At 52.5% G+C, this 25010-nt stretch carries 22 protein-coding genes; 9 read left to right on the forward strand and 13 right to left on the reverse strand.

What is annotated here, in order from left to right; translation table 11 throughout:
• Positions 1 to 60 precede the first annotated feature (60 nt).
• Together QNH99_RS18750 and QNH99_RS18755 are read left to right on the forward strand one after the other, a co-directional pair.
• The gene (locus QNH99_RS18750; RefSeq protein WP_218995026.1) at positions 61 to 1065 is read left to right on the forward strand and encodes a phosphotransferase enzyme family protein; all 1005 of its coding nucleotides are present in this window, start codon (positions 61 to 63) and stop codon (positions 1063 to 1065) included.
• 129 nt (positions 1066 to 1194) lie between these two features.
• Positions 1195 to 2262 (forward strand): AraC-like transcriptional regulator QhpR, encoded by a 1068-nt coding sequence (locus QNH99_RS18755; protein ID WP_063878278.1) that lies wholly within the window; start codon positions 1195 to 1197, stop codon positions 2260 to 2262.
• A gap of 345 nt (positions 2263 to 2607) precedes the next feature.
• Here QNH99_RS18755 and QNH99_RS18760 read toward each other — a convergent pair whose 3' ends face one another.
• From QNH99_RS18760 to QNH99_RS18785, 6 genes are all read right to left on the reverse strand, one after another.
• A complete protein-coding gene (locus QNH99_RS18760; protein WP_096011526.1) occupies positions 2608 to 3936 on the reverse strand; it encodes an MFS transporter in 1329 nt (442 codons plus the stop codon).
• A 78-nt stretch (positions 3937 to 4014) separates the two neighbouring features.
• Positions 4015 to 5526: a xylulokinase gene (locus QNH99_RS18765; protein WP_244915416.1), complete on the reverse strand. Its 1512-nt coding sequence runs from the start codon at positions 5524 to 5526 to the stop codon at positions 4015 to 4017.
• Positions 5527 to 5550: 24 nt separating this feature from the next.
• Entirely contained in the window at positions 5551 to 6591 is a 1041-nt protein-coding gene (locus QNH99_RS18770) for a zinc-dependent dehydrogenase (RefSeq protein ID WP_217268292.1), read from the reverse strand.
• Positions 6592 to 6621: 30 nt separating this feature from the next.
• Positions 6622 to 7431, reverse strand: coding sequence for a class I fructose-bisphosphate aldolase (locus QNH99_RS18775; RefSeq protein WP_096011523.1), 810 nt, complete (start codon positions 7429 to 7431; stop codon positions 6622 to 6624).
• A gap of 25 nt (positions 7432 to 7456) precedes the next feature.
• Positions 7457 to 8422, reverse strand: coding sequence for a D-2-hydroxyacid dehydrogenase (locus QNH99_RS18780; protein ID WP_410517044.1), 966 nt, complete (start codon positions 8420 to 8422; stop codon positions 7457 to 7459).
• Between the two features lie 508 nt (positions 8423 to 8930).
• Positions 8931 to 9605, reverse strand: a complete 675-nt coding sequence (locus tag QNH99_RS18785; protein ID WP_244915418.1) for an EAL domain-containing protein — start codon at positions 9603 to 9605, stop codon at positions 8931 to 8933.
• Positions 9606 to 10078: 473 nt separating this feature from the next.
• Here QNH99_RS18785 and QNH99_RS18790 point away from each other — a divergent pair, with 473 nt between their 5' ends.
• A complete protein-coding gene (locus tag QNH99_RS18790; protein ID WP_410517045.1) occupies positions 10079 to 10519 on the forward strand; it encodes a GNAT family N-acetyltransferase in 441 nt (146 codons plus the stop codon).
• A 107-nt stretch (positions 10520 to 10626) separates the two neighbouring features.
• On the opposite strand, the gene QNH99_RS18795 is transcribed toward QNH99_RS18790, so the two are convergent.
• The gene (locus QNH99_RS18795; RefSeq protein WP_145393553.1) at positions 10627 to 11817 is read right to left on the reverse strand and encodes an alpha/beta hydrolase-fold protein; all 1191 of its coding nucleotides are present in this window, start codon (positions 11815 to 11817) and stop codon (positions 10627 to 10629) included.
• Positions 11818 to 12063: 246 nt separating this feature from the next.
• Here QNH99_RS18795 and QNH99_RS18800 point away from each other — a divergent pair, with 246 nt between their 5' ends.
• From QNH99_RS18800 to QNH99_RS18810, 3 genes are all read left to right on the forward strand, one after another.
• Positions 12064 to 12276: a hypothetical protein gene (locus QNH99_RS18800; RefSeq protein WP_063878268.1), complete on the forward strand. Its 213-nt coding sequence runs from the start codon at positions 12064 to 12066 to the stop codon at positions 12274 to 12276.
• Between the two features lie 224 nt (positions 12277 to 12500).
• Complete coding sequence (locus QNH99_RS18805) at positions 12501 to 13736, forward strand: ADP-ribosylglycohydrolase family protein (protein WP_410517046.1); 1236 nt, start codon at positions 12501 to 12503, stop codon at positions 13734 to 13736.
• Between the two features lie 46 nt (positions 13737 to 13782).
• The gene (locus QNH99_RS18810; RefSeq protein WP_241567453.1) at positions 13783 to 14085 is read left to right on the forward strand and encodes a DUF3601 domain-containing protein; all 303 of its coding nucleotides are present in this window, start codon (positions 13783 to 13785) and stop codon (positions 14083 to 14085) included.
• A 675-nt stretch (positions 14086 to 14760) separates the two neighbouring features.
• Here QNH99_RS18810 and QNH99_RS18815 read toward each other — a convergent pair.
• The 6 genes from QNH99_RS18815 to QNH99_RS18840 form a co-directional block, all read right to left on the reverse strand.
• Positions 14761 to 16032 carry an MFS transporter gene (locus QNH99_RS18815; protein ID WP_410517686.1) on the reverse strand — a complete coding sequence of 424 codons (1272 nt, stop codon included), beginning with the start codon at positions 16030 to 16032 and terminating at the stop codon, positions 14761 to 14763.
• A gap of 14 nt (positions 16033 to 16046) precedes the next feature.
• Entirely contained in the window at positions 16047 to 16538 is a 492-nt protein-coding gene (locus QNH99_RS18820; protein WP_096011517.1) for a YhcH/YjgK/YiaL family protein, read from the reverse strand.
• A gap of 49 nt (positions 16539 to 16587) precedes the next feature.
• Complete coding sequence (locus QNH99_RS18825; protein WP_410517047.1) at positions 16588 to 17508, reverse strand: dihydrodipicolinate synthase family protein; 921 nt, start codon at positions 17506 to 17508, stop codon at positions 16588 to 16590.
• A gap of 46 nt (positions 17509 to 17554) precedes the next feature.
• Entirely contained in the window at positions 17555 to 18277 is a 723-nt protein-coding gene (locus QNH99_RS18830) for a PfkB family carbohydrate kinase (protein ID WP_410517048.1), read from the reverse strand.
• 302 nt (positions 18278 to 18579) lie between these two features.
• Complete coding sequence (locus QNH99_RS18835; protein ID WP_063878265.1) at positions 18580 to 18795, reverse strand: hypothetical protein; 216 nt, start codon at positions 18793 to 18795, stop codon at positions 18580 to 18582.
• Positions 18792 to 19325: a DUF2778 domain-containing protein gene (locus QNH99_RS18840; RefSeq protein WP_145393665.1), complete on the reverse strand. Its 534-nt coding sequence runs from the start codon at positions 19323 to 19325 to the stop codon at positions 18792 to 18794. The genes QNH99_RS18835 and QNH99_RS18840 overlap by 4 nt, the downstream gene beginning before the upstream one ends.
• Before the next feature lie 706 nt (positions 19326 to 20031).
• Between QNH99_RS18840 and QNH99_RS18845 the strand changes: the two genes are divergently transcribed.
• From QNH99_RS18845 to QNH99_RS18855, 3 genes are all read left to right on the forward strand, one after another.
• Positions 20032 to 21318: an MFS transporter gene (locus QNH99_RS18845; RefSeq protein WP_410517049.1), complete on the forward strand. Its 1287-nt coding sequence runs from the start codon at positions 20032 to 20034 to the stop codon at positions 21316 to 21318.
• Positions 21319 to 21562: 244 nt separating this feature from the next.
• Entirely contained in the window at positions 21563 to 22189 is a 627-nt protein-coding gene (locus tag QNH99_RS18850; protein WP_109716798.1) for a LysE family translocator, read from the forward strand.
• Between the two features lie 549 nt (positions 22190 to 22738).
• Entirely contained in the window at positions 22739 to 24283 is a 1545-nt protein-coding gene (locus tag QNH99_RS18855) for a methyl-accepting chemotaxis protein (RefSeq protein WP_063878263.1), read from the forward strand.
• Positions 24284 to 25010 lie beyond the last annotated feature (727 nt).

A 25010-nucleotide genomic window follows, 5' to 3' on the forward strand; every position in this document is an offset into this window, starting at 1 on the left:
AGCGTGCAGACAGGGTTCAGCGCCATGCTGACTCCACACGCAGAAACCTGGGAGCCGGACATGAGCATTAAACAGTATGACACGCTGAGTAACGACACCATCCTTCAGCTTGCCCACCGGGCATTAATAAACTATCCCGCCTGTTCGCAGGCAGAGGTCAGGCTGCTGTGCCGCTCAGAAAACGCCACGCTTTCTGTCAGCACGCCACAGGGCCGCTATGCGTTACGGATTCACCGCGGCGATTATCACGCGAAGCAGGATATTGAAAGTGAGCTGCTCTGGCTGGACGCACTTCAGGCGGCAGACATTATGGTGCCCGTCGCTGTAGAAGATCGGCAAGGTGAACGCATTCAGATCCTGCCGCTGCCCGACGGTGGCGAACGCTATGCGGTGCTGTTCCACTGGATAGAGGGCGATATGCTGACCGACAGCGTCGATCCGGCAGCGTTTCGCCAGTTAGGTGCCATCACTGCCCGTCTGCACCAGCACAGTCGGCAATGGCAAAAGCCGCAGGGATTTCGCCGCATTATCTGGGATCACCATACGATGGTTTCTCCGTCCGGCCATTGGGGAGACTGGCGTGACGTAGCAGGCTTACCCGCCGCCGAGCACGCGGTAGTGGAAGAAACACTGGAACATGTGCGCCGCCAGATGATGGACTTTGGCCAGTCACCCGCGCGCTATGGGCTGATTCATGCCGACCTGCGTCTGACAAACCTGCTGGTAGATAAAGGTGAAACCCGGGTGATCGATTTTGATGATTGCGGCATGGGCTGGTACTTACACGACCTTGCCGCCGCGATCAGTTTTGTTGAACATCATCCGAGCGCGCCGCAGTGGGTAGAAAACTGGTTAAAGGGATATGAACAGGTCGCGCATATCAGCGATCAGGAACTGGCGATGATCCCGGCCATGCTGATCCAGCGGCGCATCCAGCTTACCGCCTGGGTGGCTTCCCACCGTGAAACCGAGATGGCGCGCAGCCTGGGTCACCAATGGGCCAGCCACACCGTGCGGCTGTGTCATCGGTATCTTGAGGGCGCTGCGCTGCCGATTGGCGTTTAACGCACCGCCGCAGTGCCTGATTGCGGTGCAAAAATAAAAGCGCACCGGGTAAGCGGTTGTTATCACGGATATTCCAGCTGGTATGTTTTTTGCAGAATAACAAGACGTTCACTTTTTGCGGAAAACAAGATGACCATCAGAGTTCCAGAAGCCGCTTTAACGGCCATCTCCGGTGCAGGCAGTGGCCATCGCGGTGTGTTATCCGCCGCCGCAACGGGCTTAGGCGAATTTATCAATGCACAGGGCGGCGATGTCGATCGCATTTTCGGGATCAGCGGGATCGATCCCGATACGCTCGCCTGCCCCACGCTGAGTCTGGATTTGGTCAGCTACTGCCGGGTGCTGGAGGAAGCCGCAAGCCAGGCTGGCGTGGACAACTTTGGTCTGCAGTACGGTCACCAGTTCCGGCCACAGTCCCTGGGGCTGATTGGCTATATCGGATTGTGTTCCGCCACGCTGGAACAGGCCCTGCATAATGTGGTGAATGCTTTTCCCTTTCACCAACACAACACCTGCATCCGGCTGACAGAACGCAGCGACTGCTGGCAACTGGACTATCAGGTACGCCATGGTGTGATCCTGATGCGCCGACAGGACGCCGAGCTGACACTGGGCATGTTCCTCAACCTGATCCGCCATGCCGCCGGTCGCCACTGGGCACCGCGCGAAGTGCATTTTGAGCATCCGCGTCCGGAGCACTGGCATGAACACTGCAAAGTGTTTGATGCACCGGTTTACTTCGATCAACCCTTTAACTCGATGATCATCGCGAAAGCGGATCTGAACCGAAAAATGCCGGATCATGATCCTATGCTGCTACTGGTCATGCAGGATGCCATCCGCCGGCTTAGCCCGCCCGTCGTCCGTCAGGACACCGTGAATCAGACCCGAACCGACATCCACCTTCAGTTGCTGAACGGAGAGCCGTCGTTAGAAATCATTGCGGAAAAACAGGGCTTATCCGCCTGGTCGTTGCAGCGGCGCTTGCGCGATGAGCGCACCTGCTTTTCAGCACTGGTCGACAGCGTTCGCAAAGAGATGGCTACCCATTATCTGAAACAGCATCATCTTTCTGTTTCCGAGATGGCGCTGCTGCTGGGTTACTCTGAAGTGAGCGCCTTTTCGCGCGCCTTCCGCCGCTGGTTCGGTTGCAGCCCGCGCGATTGCCGTAAATCACAAGAGGGGCTGTTCTTGTAGTCATTAAATGAGGGCGGTGCGTGGCAGCACAGACGCTTTCCCTGCCCGGGCGACCACCGGCGCAGATGCGCCAGAAAAGGGTAAAATCTCCGCGCTGCTTTTTATCAATGGCAAAATGAAAAGCGCACCGACCAGCGCGTGTCCGATCGGTGCCCGATGCTGCCTTTCTGAATTAAGCGGTTTGCCAGCGTCCGTACACCGTCGGCGCCATCATAACCGCCTTGTCATACCGCACACCGGCTATTCGGTAAACCGGTCAGCGCGCCAGAGACTGACACAACGTTATGTTCTGCTTTGCTGACGTGCAAAGACGTCACTGTGCCTCTCATTATCAGGCGGTGAGTCTTACTTCGGCTCATCAATAATCAGCAGCAACACCAGACCAATCACCGCGCAGATACCGAAATACGTAAACACTGAACTAAATTGCCCGGTTTTATCCAGTAAATAACCCGCTGCCATAGGTGATACAAAGCCGCCCAGATTACCGCCGCTGTTCACCAGTGAAATGGCGATAGGATAGTTTTTCCGGTCTACAACGCCCATTGGATAAGCGGTAAATGAAGGCCAGCCAATGTTGAGTAACAGCCCCACCATAAACAAGGCTCCCGCGACCATAGCGGTACTCTGCGGCACGTGAATCATCACCACCATCATAAGAATGGTCGCCAGTGCAGTGAAAATCATCGTGGGCTTACGACGTCGGCCAAAAATGTTGTCAGAGATCCAGCCACCAAAAATAGAGCCAATAAATCCGCCGATGAACGGCATGGCCGCGACGAAGCCCATTTTGACAAATGAGAAGCCTTTCTCATTCACCAGATAAGAGGGAATCCAGGTCAAAATACCGTACATGATACTGACCATCATAAAATAGGCGATGGTGTTTCCCCAGACATTGCGCGACCGGAAAATCCTGGCGGCGGAATCAAGCGGCTTGATTTCCCTTACCCTGATGATTTTATCCAGCGTTGCAAACCGGCTATGTTGCACAATATTCTCAATAGTGACCTCATCACCGGACTCTGTTTCAGACGCACGGATATATTTCAGCTCACTGGGAGAAACAAATTTACTCTCTTCCGGCCTGGATTTGACCAGGAAATACCATATGACGGCCAGTAATAGCCCGGGAATGGCAAACAGGAAAAACACCCAACGCCAGCCAAAGGTTAAAGAGATCCACACCACTAAAGGCGGTACAAGGATAGGCGCAAACATGGTGGATGCGATGTAGATCCCTGTTGCAGTCGCCTTTTCTTTTGGTGGAAACCAGTTGTTAATGGTTGATGTTAACCCGACCGGCGTTGGGGATTCGGTAACCCCCAGACCGAGCCGTAACCATTTGATAGAAAGCGCCGAAGACGCTGTACCGATTAACCAGGTAAAGGCCGAGAAACCGAGGATGGAAAGCGTGACAATCCCACGCACACCGCGTTTAGCCAGCAGGAAACCGGCGGGAATCTGGCAAATGGCATAACCCAGGAAGAACATACTCGCAATTTGACCTGCTTCGAAATTGGTCATATTAAATTCTTCAGTAATAAAGGGTAATACCGAACCTATATTTGAACGATCTGCATAATTCACGGCATAAACAGCAAAGATTAATGCCAGCACCACCCAGCGAAAATTCGTGGCGGGTTTTACCTGTGACAGAGAAGAGGTTTTCATAATTTTCCCTTTTGCAAAAGAAAAAATAAAGAGACGTTATAAATAACGATTCCTGTTTGGTTATTATTTTTAAAAAAATTACAGTGTGTTTTTATTGCTCGCTAATGAATGCATGGTTGATTTAAGTATCGGGTAAAGTGAATCGTAAATACGGTAATGGTTGTGATAAAGGTCGATCAGTTTTTTATCATTACTGGGTTTAAAACTGGCTTCTTCCGTTTTTAATATCGGCAAGTCGGGATCGTTAATGCCGCAAAAAAAGCCGGCCCCGGTTGCGCCTGTCATTGCCGCACCAAATGCTGCTGCATCACTGGTTTGGGCAAGGTTATATTCAATATGGAGGATATCTGCCTTTATCTGCGTCCATAACGCATTACGAGAACCGCCCCCTACACTTAAAATTTCATCAAGCCTGACGCCCCACTTTTCATAAGCGATTTCCAGGATCTGTTTCATGCCATAAGCGGTTCCCTCCATTGCTGCGCGGATTAAATCGTTTCGTTTGTGCGACAGTCTTAACCCCACCCAGGCGCCAGAAGCCCGCGTGTCCCATAAAGGGCTGCGCTCGCCCGCCAGGTAAGGAAGATAAATCAACCCGTTAGCGCCAGGCGCAGACATCGCAGCCAGTTTTTCCAGTTCGCCGATATCCTGCATTTCTGGCCACAAGGCCTGATTGAGCCAGCCAAAGGTGCCGCCGGTGGTGGACATTGCGCCATGGGCCAGCCACTGATTAGGCACAACGTGGTAACGATTCATGAAACGGCTGTCGAAGTTCGGCGTTTCAAGGCAAAACGTGATGACGCCCGAGGTGCCGGTCGACTCAAAGGCCGTCCCGCCATCGATAAGCCCTACAGAAAAGGCCGCCGCCGCGGTATCAGCAGAACCAAGAATAACAGGCACGCCTTCCATTAAGCCGGTTCTGTGACTGACGGCTGCAGTGATATGCCCCACGACTGACGTGCACTGGTAGATTGGCGGCAGGATGTTATGGTCAAACTTCCAAAACCTGAGAAGATCGCTCGACCATTTTGGTGCAGAAGACAACACCACCGCGCCAGAATAGGCCGCCTGCGTGGGATCGATACCCGTTTTCTTCGCACCGAGTTGCAGCGCAAGATAGCCGTTTAACAGCACGACGTTGTGGACTTTTTTCATTAACTCCGGCTGCTCTTTCTGCAACCAGCCCAGCGTCCCCACCCAACAGGCAGACGGTCCGGGGCTGTTATGCGTTAATGAACGGACATACTCTTTCTTGTCTCCCAGCGTTTGGTTAATAAACGCCTCTGAACGCCCATCCAGATAAGTGATCGCGTTACATACGGGCTTACCTTGTTTATCCAGCAAGACTAGTGTTGGACAAGCGACGGAGAAGCCAATCGAGACAATATGCTTTACTTGCGCCGTTACCTCTCTAATCGCGTCTTCAACCTGTAACCCGTATTCCTCAACGGCTATTTCATGGCTCAAGGCGGTTTTCGATATAATGGTGACATCACGTGCGGCCTTAGCCAGCAACTCTCCGTGAAAATTAAAAGCGCAAACTTTAACGCCACTGCTTCCCGCATCAATACCAAGAAAGGCTTTTTCCATCGCTATGACCTCCATTGGCTGACGTTAATCGTTATGAATAATGATCTTCACCGCATCGCCATTTTGCGCATGGCGGAGCGCTTCGTTTATTTCCGATAAGCTAAAACGGTGCGTAATTAAGGCTTCGACGTTTATTTGCCCCGATGAAATAAGCGCAAGGGCCTTTTCATAGCCTTCGCGGCTGAGCGCACTGGCACCGGTAATCACCAGTTCGTTGTAGTGGATCAGATTGACATCAATATCGGCCGTATCATCTTTTGAGAAACCGGCAAACAGATTGGCTCGACCGCCTTTTCTCAGTAATGCCAGCGACGGATTAACCAGCGCGGGAATGCCGATAGCCATGATCACCACATCTGCCCCCAGCCCGGCCGTCTCAGACAGTACAATGGCCTTCAGGTCCTGCTGACTGGCGTCAACGGCCTGGGTGGCCCCGCATTGCAGGGCGACCTGACGTCTTTTTTCATTGAGATCGCTGACGATGATTTTCGATGCGCCTGACAGCTTCGCCAGCGCGACGTGCATCAGCCCTATTGGGCCTGCGCCCATAATGACCACCACATCACCCAGATGGATACCCACGTTTTTCTGCCCGTTAATACAGCAGGCTAAAGGCTCTGCCAGCGCGGCGGCATCATAAGAGACGGTGTCGGGTAGTTTGAAAACATTGCCGGCCTCAAGGGCAATGGCCGGTATTTTGACGTACTCAGCGAAAGCCCCATCAAACTCGTAACCTATAGCCTGACGGTGCTGACAGACGTTTTCTTTTCCACTGCGACAATACAGACAGGAACGGCAAGGAATAACAGGATCAACAGCAATGCGATCCGAGAGCGCAAAGTGAGTGACATCCTGCCCGACATCAACCACTTCACCGGCAAACTCATGACCGATAACCGAAGGAAAACGTACCCCTTTTGTTTTTCTGCCGGTTATGATGCGGCTGTCTGTACCGCAGATAGCCGCTGATTTAACACGCATGACCAACTCACCTTGCGCCGCTTTAGGTGCATCAACGTGAATCACTTCAAGTTTATTGGCCTCGAATAGCACTGCTGCTTTCATACTGATTTCCTCATTTATGCTGTCGCGGACTTAGTTGCCGCCGGCTTGTTTGTAAACCGCGATCGCCTCGTCTACGCTGCAATCGTCATTAATCATGGCGTCCAGTGCGCGAACGACGGCGGTGGGGTTGTCGTGCTGCCAGACAAAGCGGCCATAGGTGACACCGCCCACGCCGATATCCAGTGCTTTCCGGGTGTTGGTCAAAAAGCTCACCAGATCTTTACCCATGTCCCCACCGGCCAACGCCACCATTGCCGGACAGCACGCCACGACCTCTTTAAAGGTGTCAGCAGAACCGGACCACAGGGTTTTAATGATATCCACCCCCAGTTCAGCACCGGCGCGGACGCAGTAGGCCAGATTTTTGGCATCGAAGGGGTTGTCTACCATTGGCCCTTTGGGATAGATGTGTGCGACAACCGGCAGCCCTGCCGAGCCTGCTGCTTTGGTGATCTGCCCCAGAAAGGTCAGTTGCTTCGCCTGTTCCGGCCCACCCAGAATGCAACCCACCGAGATGGCGTCTGCCCCAAAGCGAATCGCTTCGTCTACATCCGCAACGGGCGTATCAAACGCCTCGTGATAAGGAATGGAGTAACTGGTGGCTTTCATGATGATGGAGACATCGGAATCGGCATAAGGCGCAAAGGATTTTTCAATGATGCCTTTGTGCATCGTAATGGCATCGGGTTTACCGGCGACAACCTTGCCCATGACCTCGTTTATCGGGCCAATGCCGGGTAAAACCCCGCGTGTAATAGGATGGTCCATGGTGATGGCCAGCAGACGTCCTGATTTTTTATTTAGCAGTCGTTTTAAGCGGATTTCTTTTCCCAAAAACATAATTATTCTCCTGGTGTTTTATGTACTACGGGTTAACGATATTTATTGGTTTGCCACTCAGCCAGGCATTAATATTGTCGATGAGTTTGTCGGCTAATAACTGAATCGCTTCCTGGCTGGCCCATGAAATATGTGGCGTTAAGATAAAATTCGGAAGTTGCGTGAGTTTCATGATCGGCGCGTCATTATCTGGCGGCTCATGTTTTGCCACATCAAAAGCGGCCCCGGCAATACGCCGCGTCATTAATGCACGATATAAATCCTCTTCATTGACGATGCCACCGCGTGCCGTATTAATAAGCAGGACCTCTGGCTTCATGAGTGCAAACTCATTTTCGGTAATCATATTTTCCGTTGAGGGTAATAACGGACAATGAAGTGATAAGACGTCGCTGGTTTTCAACACTTCGTCAAAATCGGTATAAAGCGGCCCCATATTACTGACCCCTTTATACGCAGCAAAAAGCACCTTCATTCCCAGACTTTTCGCTATTTCAGCCACTCGCTTACCGAGTACGCCATCGCCAATAATGCCCAGTGTCGAACCGGCCAGATTTTTAATGCTGTAGTCGAAAAAACAGAACTGGCCTGCCTGCTGCCAGCGTCCTTTCTGCACGGCCTGATGATAGGCCGTAATGCTGCGGCGCAGGGCGAACAGCAAGGCAAAGGTGTGCTCAGGTACGGTATCCACCGCATAATCCCGAATATTCGCGACGGGGATATTTCTGGCTTTGCAGGCGTCGATATCAATCGCATCAAAACCTGTGGCAGCCACCGCAATAAATTTAAGATCCGGTGCCTGAGCGATCAGCTCTGACGTTAACTTGACTTTATTAGTAATGACCACATCCGCCTTTGCAATGCGTTCAGCGCATTGCTCCGGTGAGGTTCGTGCGTGCAAGATTAAATTATGCGCGCCATGAATCGTTTTTAACTTCACACTCCCGGGAAAGGTAGCGTAATCAAGAAAAACGATATTTTTATTGTCCATTGCATGAGCATCCTTTGAATGTCTTGATATTCAGCCATTATCCACACAGACATTCATCAGGCTATATGCAAAAAAACATAATAGTGCGCAATAATTATCATACTTCCTGTGTAATTAAACAAATCGCTGCGAGACTTCTCGCATAAACTTCGTTTTAATTAATTAAACCCGTAATAAAAAAAGAGGATCATTCGGTAAGGTTCGCTCGAATTTATCCTTTCTGTTTTTACCCGCCCTTCCCTTTTATTTAGCTGAACACGTTAATGGAATAGCCTGTTGGCCTCCGGTTGGCGGCTGCAATATTGCGTCAGCAAAGCGGGGGGCAGGAAAGCGGTATGAAAAGTCGGTAAAAAGGGGTGAGGACAGAGAGGGAACGTCACCCTACTTTGGCAGGGCCGGGATGCATCGAGAGAGGCTATCAGCGTGCGGGCGGCCCGGGTAGTGAAGCGTGGGATTGCGCTGGATGTGGCTGAAGCGGCCGTTTCTGGTTAACGGCTAAACGCGCTGTTCAGCCCAATGCCTCAAAATTGATGGCGTCAAACAGGTACCCCTGGAATGCCGCGGCATAGGGTTTAGCAAACTGAAAGTAAGTTTCCTGTTCAACGCCTTCTACAATAATAAACTGACAATAGTCTTTAATTTGCATCAGGGTATCTTTCCAGAGCGGGCTGTTATGGTGCTTCCAGAAAAAAAACTTATCGATTTTAACGGCCTCATATAATCCCTTTTGCAAACAGGGGAAATGGGAAGAGGCACTGCCAAAATCATCCAGCCATAAGGTGTAATGATTATATAACTTTCGCAGTAAGGGATTATTCAGCCCCTCCGCCAGATTGGGGAAGTCTTCTGATACTTCAATGCGCAGAAAAGAATGCGCTGTGGCGAGTTCGTAAATATCCCGTTCTTCCAGCAGCGCAAAAGCCATCTCTACATCGACATTTACAGAACACAGCAACTGGTGACTTTCAAAGAAATGTCTTTTTTTATCAATCAAGAACAACTGGTCTCTTAAGAGACTTATTTTCTGTTCTTTATGCATGTTATTTATATGGAAAAAAGGCGTCCCTGGTGCGGCAAATCGGGTTAAGACTTCAACGGCAATACGTTCAGATTTCAGGTTTACAATAGGCTCAGCAATGAACCGCCAGGCACGGTTGTTATTATCAAGATTCTGGATTTCCATTCCCATGCTCTGATTAACGGCATTAAAGTAGATCGATTATTGATCGTCGCCAGCTATCAATCAAATGAATTTTAACGGATTGGTCTATGATTAAACCTATCAAACTTTAAAAATCGATCGTTAAACCCTTGTTATTTAATGAAGACTCGAAAACTGAAAAACTCCAGTTACGTCTGGATCGTATTGGGGTCAGGTTATGCAGGCTCAGCCAGGATACCTTTATTAATTCCTTTCAGAGTACAAGGGAAAGGGGTAATACGGCTCAGGCCGCCGGTCATCGCCGCATTAAGTCCAGCGTAAAACAGATGAAACTGGCAGGCCGATGACGCCAGGATGCCAGCGAAATGACAAAACAAGATTAAAAACGGTATTTGTAGAAAAGAGACACCCCATGACGTTTTACGCCTTGAAACGCCGTTATTCAGGCGATACTGTTTGACCACCTGACATCGTCATTTTCATTCAGAGCTGCCATGCGCCTCTCATTTTCTAAACTTGAACCTCATCATCTTAAAGAAATATATGAAATACGCTTTTCCGTAACGGAAAATCGCCTGCACGCGCATCAAATCCACTATTTACAGCGCGAACAAGCGCTCGACGATATTCGTCAGGGCGGCAGCTGGATTTGCCAGGTGGACGGTGAGTATGCCGGTTACGGATTAGGGATCAATGCGCCCGAACCGCTTATTGGCGGGCTGTTTGTTAAACCTGAATATCAAAAACAGGGCATCGGGACACAATTGTTGAACACTATCACACAGTGGTTTATCGATCAGGGCGCGGAGGCCATCGTACTGACCACCGATCCCGGCTCGAACGCGGAAGGGTTTTATCAGGCAAATGGTTGGGTCGCAGAAGGCAGTGATGCGTTTGGGCAGCGGGTGATGCGTAAGCGCTTACCCCGTGACTGACATGACGCCATCCGCCGCCAACGAAACCGCAGCGTTCCCGCCGCGTTGGGGAGAATGCGCACAGGATGTCCTGCTCATCCTGTGCGCGGTCCGCGTTGAAGCCGGGATTAGTGCGACTGGGGTTTAAACAGCTGCTGCACAAACTCCACATACGCCGGTCGCCAGACATCCATCTCATGCCCTAAGCCCGGATACTGGGTGTAATGGAAGGTTACGCCCTGCTTTTCAAGCTCGGTTTTGAGTCCGGCAATGTCTTTGCCTGTCACGATATCTTTATCGCCCACCACCAGCGTAAAGTTTTTCAGCTGTTTATTCACGGTCTGCGGCTGGCTCAGCTGACGCGTCACGACCTCATTAGGCACGGTACTGGTGGTCACGCCGCTAAAACTGGCCAGCCAGCCAAAGTCGCTCAGGTGCGTCATGCCTGACACCAGCGCCTGATAGCCGCCCTGGGACAGCCCGGCAATCGCCCGGTCAGCCGGTTTGCGACTCACGGTAAAGCGTTTTTCCACCAGCGGGATAATGTCCTGCATTAACTCTTTATCCGCAGCAGCGGCATTGAGGGGATAAAAGTCTTTGCGACGATCCGCAGGCGGGAAGTTTTCAGGAATAGCCTGCACGATGTCGGTTTCGGTATCGGGCACCACCACCAGCATCGGCTTGATTTTGCCCTCTGCCAGCAGGTTGTCCATGATCTGCGGCAGGCGCAGTTGCGAAATGGCGGACAGCCCGGTATCGCCAAAACCGTGATAGAAGTAGAGCACCGGCAGCGGTTTATCATCGGCCTTGTAACCCGGCGGCGCCCAGACAAACACCTGACGTTCCGACTTCAGGGCGGTGGAATGATAGGTCAGGGTCAGCACATCGCCGTGCGGCACGTTGCGCTCATCCAGAATACTGCCCGGCACCAGAATCATACTGGTGTTCACCTGGCGCTGCGGTTTAGGGAAACGGCTGCCGGTATCCGGCGTGCGGAAACCGTCTACGTCGAAATAGTATTCATACAAGTTGGGCTTCATCGGCGCGCTGGTCCACGACCAGATGCCGGCACTGTCCTTTTTCATGTCATGCGATTGCTGGCTCAGCGGCGTGGCGCCGGTCACCACGGCAACCTGCTTCGCGGCAGGCGCAAAGAGACGGAAGGTAATGGAGTGATCCGGATTGAGCGCCGTAATGTAGCGGCTCACCGGGATACTTGTATCCGGGGTTTGCGGTATAGGTGCGGCAATCAGTACTGGGACATATCCCGTCAGCAGGCTTCCTGCCAGGAATGCAAAACAGGCTAAGTTTTTTTTCATCGTGGGTTCCGTTTTGTGTATGGCGAGGTAGTTATTACATCTTTCTGTCCCGGAAGAGAGAAAATGGATTCGCAAAAAATGCAGGGTGTGATGCGGTTCAAAAAATTCCGCCACGCTCTGGCATGCAAAACCCGCCCTTTTTTCTGCAACCATCGTGCAACGACTCGCATTTTCTCACCCGCCAGCCTCGCATTAGGGTTATCGTCGCAGCATTAACACCTTCCCCTTTATAAGGACTGAGTATCGATGCGTAAACTTCCCTTTCTGCTGGTCACCCTGGGCCTTTTGATGTCGGTCGCCTCTCAGGCACAGGCCGAAGGCTGCCTGAAAGGCGCGCTGGTGGGCGGCGTGGCGGGCCATCTTAAACATCATGCGGTTGCCGGTGCCATGGCGGGCTGCGCGGCGGGGCATTACCTGGCGAAAAAGCATAAAGAAGAAGACAGTAAGCAAAGTCACTAGCGGTTCAGTTGGGGTTGCCAGTGGGCCGCCCCGCTAAAGGTCAGGCTTCGGCGTGGCAATGAAATCCACGCCTGCCTTTCCCGTCCTGCTTTCCTCCCCCCTGCCCGCCAATAGCCTTTGATCGACATTGCTTTCAACTCGCGTTAATGTGCCAAATCGTGTTTGAAAAGCCGCGAAGCGTGCCGCCCTGTCTGGCTGACGCTGAGGTAAATCAGGACAAAGGGATGAATGCTGATAAAATCAATCGGGCTATAGGCGCATTAGTTGGGTTGGCGCTGGGCGATGCGTTAGGTACCACCCTTGAATTTCAGCCCAGACCGGCAAAACCGGTGGTAACCGACCTGGTTGGCGGTGGCCCCTTTATGCTTGAACCCGGTCAATGGACGGATGACACGTCTATGATGCTGTGTCTGGCTGACAGCCTGATCGAACGGGCCGAAAATGTACCTGCCGATCAAATGCGACGCTATATCAACTGGCGCGATTATGGTTATAACTCCTGCACCGGAACCTGTTTCGATATTGGCACGACCGTCGCCCTCGCGTTAAAAAAATTCAGCGCGGAAGGCATTGCGCTGGCGGGCAGCACCGACCCCAGAAGTGCGGGCAACGGCAGCCTGATGCGCACCGCGCCTGTGGCATTATTCATGCATCACGCCCCTCTCACTGCGGTCTTTGAAGCGACGAAACTGGCCAGTGCCACCACTCATGCAGAACAGCGATGTATTGAGGCCTGCCAGTACATCACGGGCCTGATCCACATGCTGCTCAACAGCGATAACACGCCGACCAAAGCAAGGCTATTCAACGCGTTTCATTCTGCGCAGTACGCATGGATAAAAACACTGCATCCGGACTCCTTAGCCATTATTCAAGGTCGCTACCGTCTTAAATCCCGTGATGAAATCAGCAGTTCTGGCTATGTGATTCACTCACTGGAAGCCGCTCTCTGGTGTTTCTGGCACAGCGAGACATTTGAGGAAGGGGCGTTACTGGCGGCAAATCTTGGCGATGACGCGGACAGTGTCGCCGCTATTTATGGTCAGCTTGCGGGTGCGTATTACGGTTACCATGCCCTGCCAAAATCCTGGCTTTCACGGCTGGCCTGGCACGATGACATCGTGCAACGGGCTAATCTCCTGGTTATCAGACAAGACAATACCGTACTAAAACGCTTCATCGCTGACTGCCAGGACGATATTGAAAACAACATGCCGCTATCCGCCGAAAAAAATCAACTTATGCTGACGGGTTTTGGCTGGAACCAGTGGATAACCCACAATATGTCGCTGAGAGAAAAAGAAAGGATTTCGCACGCGTCTGTCGCTGAGTGCCTGAGTCTGGTGACCGTTTATACTCGCGGCGATCGCTATATTGAGGGATTGCTCCATACATCCGCATCGGATGGGACGCTCGACGCCATTATTAACAGGCTGGCGATATTGATTCAGGATGAATAACGCCAGCCAGGCTACTGACGCTCAAACGGCAAAAGGAGACAGGCGGATGACGGGACCTTATGAACAGGGACACTGGACCGCGCATGGTTTAAAACCCAATTATCGTCATCTAAAACAAGGAGAACGGTACATCGTATCCCGCCCTTTTACGGATTATGACGGCGTCACCCACCCCACAGGCGAGCAATGGCGTTTTCTCGGATACAATTATGTGCCTTATCACGACGGCCTTTCGTTGTTTGTGAGTGTTGATGACCAACACGAATGGCAAATTCGCTTTTGTCTTATTCCAGAAGAGCAGCAAGGCGTGATCGACACACTTGATCGTTACCTTGCCAAAGTGGACTGACGCGCCTTCAAAACACAACAGTGCGTTATAGCGTTCTGGCAACAGACGGAATATGCCCTTTGACGCCTTGCTTCTGCTTAAGGCAACGCGGCTTATTTTTCACAGGCACCGCCCCTCTCGTTAAGTCAAAACCCTGTCAGATGACCTGGCGTTGAGTAGAGCGTGATCACTGCTCGCCGTCTTTGCCAAAGCGACCGCTCAGTTCCCCTGTATTTGTATCGCTGCAACCGTCAACGCAAACGGCTTCGGCGTGCACACCGCCAGACTCAGGCCGCCCACCTGCAGTGCACCGCCTGATGCCATGATAAACGGCCGCAATGTTGTTATATTTTCTCTTTTAGTTCAACAGAATTTAATTAAACCGATTTATTGACGGAAAGAGGAAAAACGATAATTACGCGCCGGGCAAAGAGGTTAACCCGAATAGAAAAAACGATGACAGACGGAGAAAACGCCCCCGTCTGGATGAATCATTTTCTTTAAGGGCAATCGATGCGCCGATCATCCTGAACCGGCGTTATCTGCACCCTGCTCTGCCGATTACCGCGTTAAACGGTTTCGTACTGGTACATCTCACGTCAGCCCTCGTTAACAGTAGGTAAACTCTGTCAGCGATAACCGTCAGCGTGGGCTGCCACCTGGTGCAACCCTGGCTGGCCGCCAGGGTTGGGCTTGTTAGCTTGCCTGCAGCGGCTTACGCACAAACAGGCCATAGCTCAGCGCGCCCAGCATCAGCAGCGCGGCACCGAGCAGAAACACATTGGTGAATTTCCCCGTGGTATCCAGAATAATGCCGGTCACGATGGGCGCCATCGCCGCCCCCAGGAAGCCGCCAAAGTTCTGAATCGCCCCCAGCGAGGCAACCTGTGACTTCGGCGCAATATCGCTGGCCAGCGTCCAGAGCGCGCCCTGCGGCATTTGCGAGAAAAAGTAGCCGAGGGACAGCAAACTAATTGCCAGCGGCGTACTGTCGACGAACGGAATCGGTGCCACGAAGCAGGCGGCCAGAGCAGCCCCTGAAACGACAGGGACTTTGCGCGCGGTGATGGCTTTGACGCCCCGACGCACCAGATTGTCCGAGAGCATGCCGCCAACCAGCACGCCCAGAATACCGGCCAGAAACGGAATAGAGGCAATCCAGCCCGTGGCTTTCAGGCTGAAGCCCAGCGATTTTTCCAGATAGCCCGGCAGCCAGGTCAGATAAACCCAAATCGTGAACATAATAGAGAAATTGCCGATCACCATAAACCAGGTGGTGCTGTGTCGGAACAGCGACCGCCAGCGAACCGCGGTTTTCTCTTGCGGTGTGGCCGCGCTGTATTGTCCGGCATGCAGCAGCGCATCCTCACGGGCATCGGGATCGCGATAGAATTTCCACCACGCCAGCAGCAGGGGAAGCCCCATCACACCGATCGCAACGAACATGCCGCGCCAGCCCAACGTCAGTAACAGCACGGTGAGGATGGGCGGCGCAATGGCGTTGGCAATTTGTGAACCCGTATTGATAATCGCGGTGGGCAACCCGCGTTCACTGTCACCAAACCAGCGGTGGGTGATTTTTATCCCCGAGGTAAAGAACGGGGATTCAGACACGCCCAGCAGCATACGCAGACCATAGAAATAGCTGTAGCTGTTGGCAAACGCCGTCAGCACGGTAAAACCCGACCACAGCCCCAGCGCCCAGGAGAACATCTTTTTGGGGCCGAGTTTGTCCACCAGCCAGCCCGCAGGCAGGTTCGCCAGTGCATAGGGCCAGAGAAACGCCGACAACAGTAAGCCCATTTCGGTCTGGGAAAAGCCAAATTCCGCCGCAATGGTGGTGTTGGCAATGCTGAGGTTGGCGCGGTCCAGGTAATTCACTATCGCCGCCAGCAGTAACAGCGTAACGATGCCCCAGCGCAGTCCCCCTTTCAGCGTGCCCTGCTCGCTTACCGTCGTCTCTGACATCGGTGCAGAAGGCTTCATGGCAACGCCTGCACGGCAAACAGATCGAGATGAATTTTAATCACCGCCTTGCGGACAGGCTGGGCCAGCGGAGACGCGCAGCCAGGGCGATGAATATCGTGGGGAAAGAACAGCGCAAACTGCCCTGGCGTCAGCGCGATGCTGTATTCATCCGTGATGTCCTGATAAAACACGACATCGTTTTCAATCCGACGGTCTTCCGCTATCACATGCTGCGGCTGGGCACGCGTCACGCCGATCGTTTCACGTCCGGCCAGCAGGTACTGGATATCGACATAGCGAAAATGGGATTCGGCCCGGCGGGCGCTGGCAGGCTCGGTCTCCATTTCCTGCAGCAGGCAGAACATTTGGTTGTCAGGCAGCAAATCGTATTTTCCCGTTTCCATCTGGCTGAAATCGTTGGCCGCAATCCAGCGAATCGCCTGGTCAACGATGGGATGAAACGCATGGCGCTCGCGCGCCCAGTCAAGTTGATCGCATACAATCATGGTGTTTTCCCCTGTGGTAAACCGATGCATAAGCAGCGTAAAGCGATTTTTATGAAAGGCGTGACTGCCACAGCGCACTGCCCTCGCGAATCTGGTCAAGCAATACGCTCAGTCCCCAGCATTTCTCCAGCACGTTGTCCCGGTTGACGCGGCAGTGCTCGCTGGTAAAGGTGCCCAGGCGCTGATGATAAATTTTGGCGTTTTTGGGATAGCCCAGGGTTTCGGTGACGGCGCTCAGCGACAGGAACAGCGACAGCTCATGGGCTTTTTCAGGCTGCTGTGCGCTCTGGTGATAAAGCCAGACATACAGGTTTGGATGAAAGTTAGTGAACACGCCGCTGAAACCGCGCGAACCGGCCTGGATAGCGGGCCACGCAATGGCCGCGTTGGCGTTGATTACCGCCAATGGCGTGCCTTCGGCCAGCCTGACGCGACGCTGTACCGTGGGCAGATCGCAGCTCACGTCTTTCAGCACCACAAAGCGATTGCTGTTGGCGCAGAAGCTGAACTCTTCATCGCTGAGCAGGCGACGATACGGTGCCGGGCACTCGTAGAGTCCTAACGGAAGATCGGTCGGTAGCGCCGCCAGGAGATGATTGAGGTGAGCATAAAACGTCTCACTTCCCTGATGCTGCGGATCAAGGTGATTGGTGACCAGCACCAGGGCATCAATGCCCGTTCCGGCCATCGCCTGCAGCTCCTGAGTCTGTTCAGTTAACCCATCGCTGATGTGGCCGGAGGCAATCACCGGCACGCGGCCCTGCACTTTCTCCACCACAAAACGCGCCAGCGCAACGCGCTCCTCCAGGCTGAGAAACTGCATTTCACTCGACTGGCACACCGCAAACAGCGCGTCCACGCCCTGCGCCAGATACCAGTCGATCAGGCGTGACAGGCCGGGATAATCGATCTGATCATCCGGGGTGAACGGGGTCAGCATGACCGGGACAATACCTTCAATCTTTTTCATGGTTTCTCCTGCCAGCGCCAGCGCGCGGCGGTTGCGTTACGTCGGGTTATCGTTGATTAAGTCGGGTGACAGCCCGATGCCGTTTGGGCATAGTGCTTGCGCCTTCCCGCGCGACGGCCTGGGACGCAAAGGCCGATACCCAGGTGGCGGCCTGCGCGCCGTAAAGGCATCCCCCCCCGCCGGTGGTGTCCACACTGAGCGCCGGAAAAGCGGGAATAGCGTAAAAATGCGGATCATCGGGCAGCAGCAGGACATCCGCTTCGGTGAATGCGTGGGTTAGCCCGGCAATCCCGGCATCCGTCAGGGTTTTACTGGCCCCGGAACAGGCAGCAATCATGTTCTCGCCGTTTTCCTGCGAGACATCGAGGATGGCGCTGCCCGTGGGTTCGGTATCGGTCTGGTATAAACGGAAAGAGTGAATGTCTGATGACGAAAGGTGATCAAACGCGAACTGGCTGAACCCTTCGGTGCCGACTTTGGCAACCAAATGAACGCGCGATCCGGCGCGGCTGGCGGCCATCGCCTGCCTGGCCCCCTTGCCGCCTGGCCCAGAGGTGCTGCTGTGCGCCATCGGCGATTCACCACTTTTAGGAAATCGCGCCATCCTGGCGACGCTGTCCACATGGCATGCACCCGGAATGCAGACCTTGCCCTGTCTGCGCCTGGTTTTCCGCGTGACACGCCACTGACTCGCCAGCCCGTTAACGGTGACGCGTTCATGTTCGTCCAGCCATTGCAAAATCTGATTGCGTCGTTCTTCCAGAAACATTTCCGCCCCTCCAGCCTGGCCGTTAAGCGTAAGGGAGCGCACGCGGCATGAAAGTGATGCAGATCTCAGCACCCGGGGAAAAACGGAAGCAAACGGAAGTCAACGAGTAAGCCGCTACGACATTATCAAGACGGGCAGTGTGAGGGCTGAAAAGCGGCAGGTGTGATTCGCCACAAACTGTCTTCGGGCGGTAACGGCGGGAAATACCCGCAAACGCGCGTTGAATGGAGATCATCCTGTTCAGGAAACGCCTGGCCGCGGTAAGCCTCTGTAAGTGCGTCCCGCCAGGCATGTGCGGCGGGCTAACGTTTTAGCTTTCGGTATCCCCACGAGGCCAGGACAGCCAGCACGAGCGACAGTACGAACTTAACCACGATGAACGTAAACGAATAACTGTTCATCGCCTCTTCGCCATCGCCTTCGATGGTGATATGGCTCATAAATAACGTGTTGATCCAGCTATCCGGGATCAGCACAAAAGCCGCCAGCAACACAATAATGAATACCGCAATTTTCATCTCACACCACACTGACTAAAATCTGGAATGCCGCGCACATCAAGGCGGCCATAAGCCATCAGGTCTTTCCCGCCCGGCACTTTTATCTTGGGTATCCGCAGCAACGCATTTCTGAGGGTTTGAAACTCCGATGAGCTGTACAGCGTTACGCAGCCCCATGAAACACCGGTGCCGTCGCTGTTCAAAGGATGGAGACGAAAGCTGCCCCGCCGTGTGCCATTGACGTAAACATGATCACTCATGGTTTCTGTGTTGTATAAACCAAACCATTCGGAATGATGATTTTTGTACAAATGATAAGCATCAATCACTTCTGCACGCAGTTGGTTTAGCACGCTCCCTTTCGGACGATCGACTATCCAGTATGTGCCCGGCGGGATCGCGGCCTTTTCGATATCTGAACAGTCAGGGTTATTGATATAGCGGTCGATGCCTGACAAAACATCAAATGAACCGATGCCATAGCAGTCAAGCTTAACCCTTTTTCCGTCTGGCGAGAGACGATCGTAGTCCATCGTACAGATTTGCATCTCACTTCCTTTAGAGGTGGCACAAGCTGAAAATAATACTGAAACCCTGTTCAACATCAAACGACTACCTTTTAAGATTCCTCTTATAACGTTGAAGCGCCTTCCTGCAGGTTATTATGTTCACCAACGCTGAACGTTGCCCTTAATTTTTATTTTCTGCAAAGCATAAAAACACCTGCGCTGGCAGGTTAAGTTACCAAAAGAGAATAACATTTGAATGTGTATATAACGCCCCGGCCTTATTCGCGTTAACAACTACAGACGGCTTTATTAACCATCAGACTTAAAACCCATCGTGATAATTAACGTAACGCCTAAACCCCGGCGAAATAAAAAAATGTAAACAGCCCATCAACCTGTAAGGAACCTTCCCTTCTGCCCGCCAGTAAAAGGCTTTCGTCATGGCGTTATGGCTGAACAGCTTAGCGTTAACATGATGCCAAACTCGCATCTCGCTATTTAGTCGCTGTAGCCATGTCGGTTACGCCGATCACATTATTTACCGAAAGTTATTTTCACGATATTAAACAATGCGCGTAATCACACCACTCGATTATGCGTTTATTGCAAAATCGCTTACCCAATAATAACAAGATGCAATCATGAGATTAACTAACACTCTATTAATTAACCTACATCTAATTTAAGCAATCATGTTACCTGTTTAGCGAAAGCATGAGGAAAAGGTAACAATAAAGGAACAATCATGAAAACAATCCGCTATTACAGATGGCACATGATATTACTGGTGTGCTTTATTACGATCATTAATTACCTCGACCGCACGGCGTTGGGCGTGGCCGCGCCGACGATGATGAAAGAACTGGACATGACCAAGGAGCAGTATTCCTGGGTGGTGAGCGCCTTTCAGCTGGCTTATACCGTCGGCCAGCCGGTGATGGGATGGTTAATTGATACTATCGGCCTGAAGCTGGGCTTCTTTCTCTGCGCCATCGTCTGGGGGCTGGCCACCTTAGCTCACTCTCTGATCGGTTCCTGGCAGGGGCTGGCGTGTATGCGCGCCATTATGGGCTTTAGTGAAGCCTCGGCGATTCCGGCCGGGGTGAAAACCGCGGCCACCTGGTTTCCCGCCAGGGAGCGAGGCATTGCCACCGGGGTATTTAACATGGGCACCTCCTTTGGGGCGATGCTGGCCCCGCCGCTGATTGCCTGGTGCATTATGTTCCACAGCTGGCAGTTTGCATTTGTCGTTGCCGGCGGCCTGGCTATCGTAGCGGCCTTTGTCTGGTTTATCTTTTATCACGATCCTAAAGAGGCCAAACGGCTGTCGGCGGAAGAGCGCGCCTACATTGAAAGCGGTCAGGAAAAACACCTTCACACCGGGAAGAATGAAAAGACCTCTGCATTACGCATACTGAAACAGCGTAATTTCTGGGGCATTGGCATCTCGCGGTTTCTGGCCGATCCGGCATGGGGAACCATCAACTTCTGGGTACCGATTTTCTTTGTGGAAACCCTGAACTTCAGCCTGAAGGAGATTGCTATGTTCGTCTGGCTGCCCTTCCTGATGGCCGATCTGGGCTGCCTTGCCAGCGGGTTCGTGGCGAAGTTTCTGAACGACCATGGCATTGGCCTGATTAATTCTCGCCGCATTACCTTTACTCTCGGGGCGGTGCTGATGACCACCATCGGCCTGGTCAGCATTGTTGACAACCCCTATATCGCCGTGTTGCTGATCAGCATTGGGGGTTTCTCGCATCAGTTGCTCTCTACCGTGGCCGCGACGCTGGGTGCGGATCTGTTCAGAAAGGATGAGGTGGCGACCGCCGTGGGGATGGCAGGTGCCTGTGCCTGGTCGGGTCAGTTGATCTTTAACCTGTTTATCGGCGCGTTCGTCAGCATAATTGGCTTTGGCCCGTTCTTCATTGCGCTGGCGGTGTTTGATTTGATTGGCGCGGCGGCGCTGTGGATCTTGATCAAAGCGCCAAAGGATGCCGGAACGTCGGATGCAGGATTAGCCGTATCGCCGTAGTGTTGTGGCGTGATATGACGTGGAGGTGCGCTGCGGGGCATGCCTCTTTTTTCTCATCCAAGAGAAGCGCTGGCGGCGTGAGAGTCCGATAAGGAAGCGCGGGATGATATCCGCCGGCGTCTGACGCTGATGCATTAACCTAATGCTTGAGCCTGGCGTCAAAAGCCCATCTCACACAGGCTGTAATGTGTTTTTTCACAGAATTATGTTAATACATTCTTACGGTTACGGGTCGGACGAATGGATGTGGGATATGTCTTCATTTTTTGCGGCGTTACTGATTTACACCATTGGCACCGCCTCGCCCGGACCGGGAAACCTGTCCATTGCGAATGCGGCGATGAACTATGGCCGTACAGCCGGTCTGGTGCTGGCCACCGGCGTCATATCCGGCTCCCTGTGCTGGGGCTTGTTAACCGCCTTTGGCGTGTCCGCGATTTTGGTTTCTTCCCACGGTTTTATCATCTGGTTAAAACTGCTCGGCGCGGCTTATCTGCTCTGGCTGGCCTCAAAAGCGCTGCGCAGTGCCTTACGACCCGGTGAACTTTCGGCCCGTCCTGCCCAGGCCCACGCGCGTTTACGCGGCTATTACCTGCAAGGGCTGGGATTGCACCTGACCAATCCCAAAGCCGCGTTAACCTGGTTCACCGTGACCAGTGTAGGACTGACGCGCAACGCGCCACAGTGGCAGAGCTATGTTCTGGTCGCCACCTGCGCACTGACCGGGGTGATGATATTTAGCCTGTATGCGCTGATTTTCGCCTCACGTACGGCAGAGAAGTACCTCAACCGCGCACGGCGCGGTTTTGATCTGGTCTGTGCGGGGTTTTATGCATTGGTGGCGGTGGGGTTTTTGGTTTCGCTGGGTTAAAAAAAGTCCCTGTCACAGGCGGTTATTCGATCTGCCTGGCGCGTCAGCTTCGCAGATAACAACCTGATGATACGACTTGAAGCTGACATGACGCAGGCTGCACTCATCCTAAACCGCAGAAAAGATGACGATCTCTGATTGAGCACCGCTCGCGGTTCAGCCGTTGGAAAACGCGTTCTGCCAGCAGGTTATCGCAACTATTAACGCGATGCCCGCTGACCGCATAGTTTCATTGCCACCCATGGCTTATGTCCTGACAGCCCTTACCGCAACTGGCTCACCTCATGACCGGCGCTGGGCCTGTCCCCAAAGAATGCTCAGCAAGATGCCGGCGCGACGCGGTTTCCACTCGCAATCTGCCATTTTCTGCCGCGGCCGAGCCATAAATAAACCTATAAATAAGAAATATTAACAGACCCGCGAGAGGGGTTTTTCCTGTAAAAGTTTATGTCGTGATTGCTTACATTTTAATTATCACGGCCGGGATAAAGATTGCCGAGTCTGCGCCGAAAGATCGTCGTCTCCCCCACCCTTCTTCAGGAAAGATTTATGAAAATCTCAACACGGCTCGGCTCGGGTTTTGGTACGTTAATCGTCTTCTTTTCCCTGTGCATAGTCGTTGCCATTCATTCTTTGTATCAGTCCAAAAATGCCCTTGAATCCATCGTTCAGGGAGATATGAAAAAAACAAAACTGATCACAGACCTGACGCTTATCCAGCGCGACATGGCCATTACAGTAAGGAATCTGTCGTTATTTACCGATGAAAAAGGCATCGCGGAGCAATCTGCGCGGCTCGGAAAATTAAAGACCCGCTTTGTCGACAGCAGCACTCAACTGGGGCAGATGATTGACCAGTCGGGCAACAATGAAGAAATAAAAGCGTTTGAAGCGATAAAAAGCAGTGAAAAAGATGCACTGGAATCATTCAGTAATACGGTTCCACTGGCGCTGGGCAAAAATAACGCCGCAACAGTGAAGTTTCTTCTGGATACCGTCAGACCCGCGCAGAATCCCCTGATTGACGGACTGACGGCCATGGGTCAGGTGCTCACGCAGCGATCTGATGACGCCGTCAGTGCCAACCGTAAAACGACGGAACAGGCTTACGTGATCTTACTGGTACTGTTAGCTGTCGCGGTCATTTTTGGCCTGTCCACGGGCATCTATTTGATTCGCAAGCTGATGAGTGAACTGGGTGGTGAGCCTGTGACCGCACAGCGCCTTGCCTATGCGATTTCTCAGGGGGATTTGACCTCAGCCGTTCAGCTACGCAAAAATGACACCCGGAGCCTGATGGCCTCTTTGTCCAGTATGCAGTCGCGACTCCGCGGGGTGGTATCCGACATTAAGTCTGGCTCTGCTTCCGTTGCGCTTTCAGCAAACGAAATCTCACAGGGTAACAACGAACTGGCTTCCCGCACTGAAGAGCAGGCCGCTGCACTCCAGCAGACAGCGGCAAGTATGGAACAGCTGACGGCCACCGTGCAGAGTAACAGCGCCATGGCCAGACAGACGGCCAACGCCGCGAGGGATACGGCTTTACACGTAAAAAATGGTGAAAACGATGTCCGCCGTATGTCAGGCACCATGGGCGAAATTTCACAAAGCGCGTCTAAGGTCAGAGACATTACCTCTGTCATCGAAAGTATTGCATTTCAGACGAATATTCTGGCGCTTAACGCGGCAGTAGAAGCGGCACGCGCGGGTGAAAGCGGACGTGGATTTGCCGTGGTGGCAGCGGAAGTCAGGACGTTGGCACAGCGAAGTGCCACGGCGGCAAAAGACATTAAATCACTCATTGAGCAGGCAGTGAGTCAGGTGGAATCTGGCGTCACGGTGGCGAATGAAACAGGCCAAAATATTCTTAAAGTGATCGATCTGGTTGACGAGCTGGCCACATCAATGGATACCATCGCCCTGTCGTCCGCTGAGCAGATGCAGGGGATCTCTCAGGTGAGCGTGGCGGTAAGCCAGATGGATGGTGTAACGCAGAACAACTCTGCGTTGGTTGAAGAGTCTTCAGCCGCCTCACAGTCGCTTTCTGAACAGGCTCAGACGCTGCGTCTCGCCGTAGAGACATTCAAAGTCTGAATGTAAAAACACTGCCGATTACAGACGTATTCGCGATCGGCAGTGATCACCGTTATTCTGCAACCCGCTGACGGCATGGTCAGCGGTAACGGCTCCCTGCCCTGAATGGACTGATCCGCAGCGCAGTGGCAGTGCGATGTTGTGGTGGCAACCTGTGCACTGACCGGCGTGATGATATGTAGCCTGTACGCGCTGATTTTGGCTTCGTAAACCGCAGAGAAAGACCTCAATCGGGCACGGCGTTGTGATCTGATCTGTGCGGGGGTTTATGCATTGGTGGCGGTGGGGTAACGTCATTCAGAGGCCTTCGTTATATTCGCGGAAACGTAATCCGCGCTATCCTTCATCCATCACCGGTTTATTGTATAAGAAGATCGCCGTTGGCTTATTAACCCGCCCTTTACAGAAGGCCAGTGAATTTCAATTTACACTCTTGTTACTGAAAAAATAGTTTTCACTCCTCATTATATGATTTACTGAAACAATTCTTATAAACCACTGACCTGATATACAACTCACACTATTCATTAATGAAAACCAAGAAACACAAAACCAATCCATTTAAAATAAAAATCACATAAAACTCATCAGTAAAGACAGTCCTTAACAAAGCAAATCGAAAAATAAAATGCACACCACATTAATTGAATATAAATTCAAAATCGTAAGGCTAAAGTTGATGACTTATTTTTTCATTTATATGATAAGCCACAAACCTCATCAGGGA

Origin of the sequence: Pantoea allii (assembly GCF_046529425.1) — a bacterium.
Classification (GTDB): Bacteria; Pseudomonadota; Gammaproteobacteria; order Enterobacterales; family Enterobacteriaceae; genus Pantoea; species Pantoea allii.

Coding starts and splice junctions, on each gene's coding strand:
- QNH99_RS18760 (WP_096011526.1), bottom strand. CDS start 3,936: ATGAAAACCTCTTCTCTGTCACAGGTAAAACCCGCCACGAATTTTCGC.
- QNH99_RS18765 (WP_244915416.1), bottom strand. CDS start 5,526: ATGGAAAAAGCCTTTCTTGGTATTGATGCGGGAAGCAGTGGCGTTAAA.
- QNH99_RS18780 (WP_410517044.1), bottom strand. CDS start 8,422: ATGGACAATAAAAATATCGTTTTTCTTGATTACGCTACCTTTCCCGGG.
- QNH99_RS18810 (WP_241567453.1), top strand. CDS start 13,783: ATGACGGGACCTTATGAACAGGGACACTGGACCGCGCATGGTTTAAAA.
- QNH99_RS18840 (WP_145393665.1), bottom strand. CDS start 19,325: ATGCAAATCTGTACGATGGACTACGATCGTCTCTCGCCAGACGGAAAA.
- QNH99_RS18770 (WP_217268292.1), bottom strand. CDS start 6,591: ATGAAAGCAGCAGTGCTATTCGAGGCCAATAAACTTGAAGTGATTCAC.
- QNH99_RS18820 (WP_096011517.1), bottom strand. CDS start 16,538: ATGATTGTATGCGATCAACTTGACTGGGCGCGCGAGCGCCATGCGTTT.
- QNH99_RS18845 (WP_410517049.1), top strand. CDS start 20,032: ATGAAAACAATCCGCTATTACAGATGGCACATGATATTACTGGTGTGC.
- QNH99_RS18835 (WP_063878265.1), bottom strand. CDS start 18,795: ATGAAAATTGCGGTATTCATTATTGTGTTGCTGGCGGCTTTTGTGCTG.
- QNH99_RS18825 (WP_410517047.1), bottom strand. CDS start 17,508: ATGAAAAAGATTGAAGGTATTGTCCCGGTCATGCTGACCCCGTTCACC.
- QNH99_RS18855 (WP_063878263.1), top strand. CDS start 22,739: ATGAAAATCTCAACACGGCTCGGCTCGGGTTTTGGTACGTTAATCGTC.
- QNH99_RS18850 (WP_109716798.1), top strand. CDS start 21,563: ATGTGGGATATGTCTTCATTTTTTGCGGCGTTACTGATTTACACCATT.
- QNH99_RS18785 (WP_244915418.1), bottom strand. CDS start 9,605: ATGGAAATCCAGAATCTTGATAATAACAACCGTGCCTGGCGGTTCATT.
- QNH99_RS18815 (WP_410517686.1), bottom strand. CDS start 16,032: ATGTCAGAGACGACGGTAAGCGAGCAGGGCACGCTGAAAGGGGGACTG.
- QNH99_RS18755 (WP_063878278.1), top strand. CDS start 1,195: ATGACCATCAGAGTTCCAGAAGCCGCTTTAACGGCCATCTCCGGTGCA.
- QNH99_RS18750 (WP_218995026.1), top strand. CDS start 61: ATGAGCATTAAACAGTATGACACGCTGAGTAACGACACCATCCTTCAG.
- QNH99_RS18775 (WP_096011523.1), bottom strand. CDS start 7,431: ATGTTTTTGGGAAAAGAAATCCGCTTAAAACGACTGCTAAATAAAAAA.
- QNH99_RS18800 (WP_063878268.1), top strand. CDS start 12,064: ATGCGTAAACTTCCCTTTCTGCTGGTCACCCTGGGCCTTTTGATGTCG.
- QNH99_RS18795 (WP_145393553.1), bottom strand. CDS start 11,817: ATGAAAAAAAACTTAGCCTGTTTTGCATTCCTGGCAGGAAGCCTGCTG.
- QNH99_RS18830 (WP_410517048.1), bottom strand. CDS start 18,277: ATGTTTCTGGAAGAACGACGCAATCAGATTTTGCAATGGCTGGACGAA.
- QNH99_RS18805 (WP_410517046.1), top strand. CDS start 12,501: ATGAATGCTGATAAAATCAATCGGGCTATAGGCGCATTAGTTGGGTTG.
- QNH99_RS18790 (WP_410517045.1), top strand. CDS start 10,079: ATGCGCCTCTCATTTTCTAAACTTGAACCTCATCATCTTAAAGAAATA.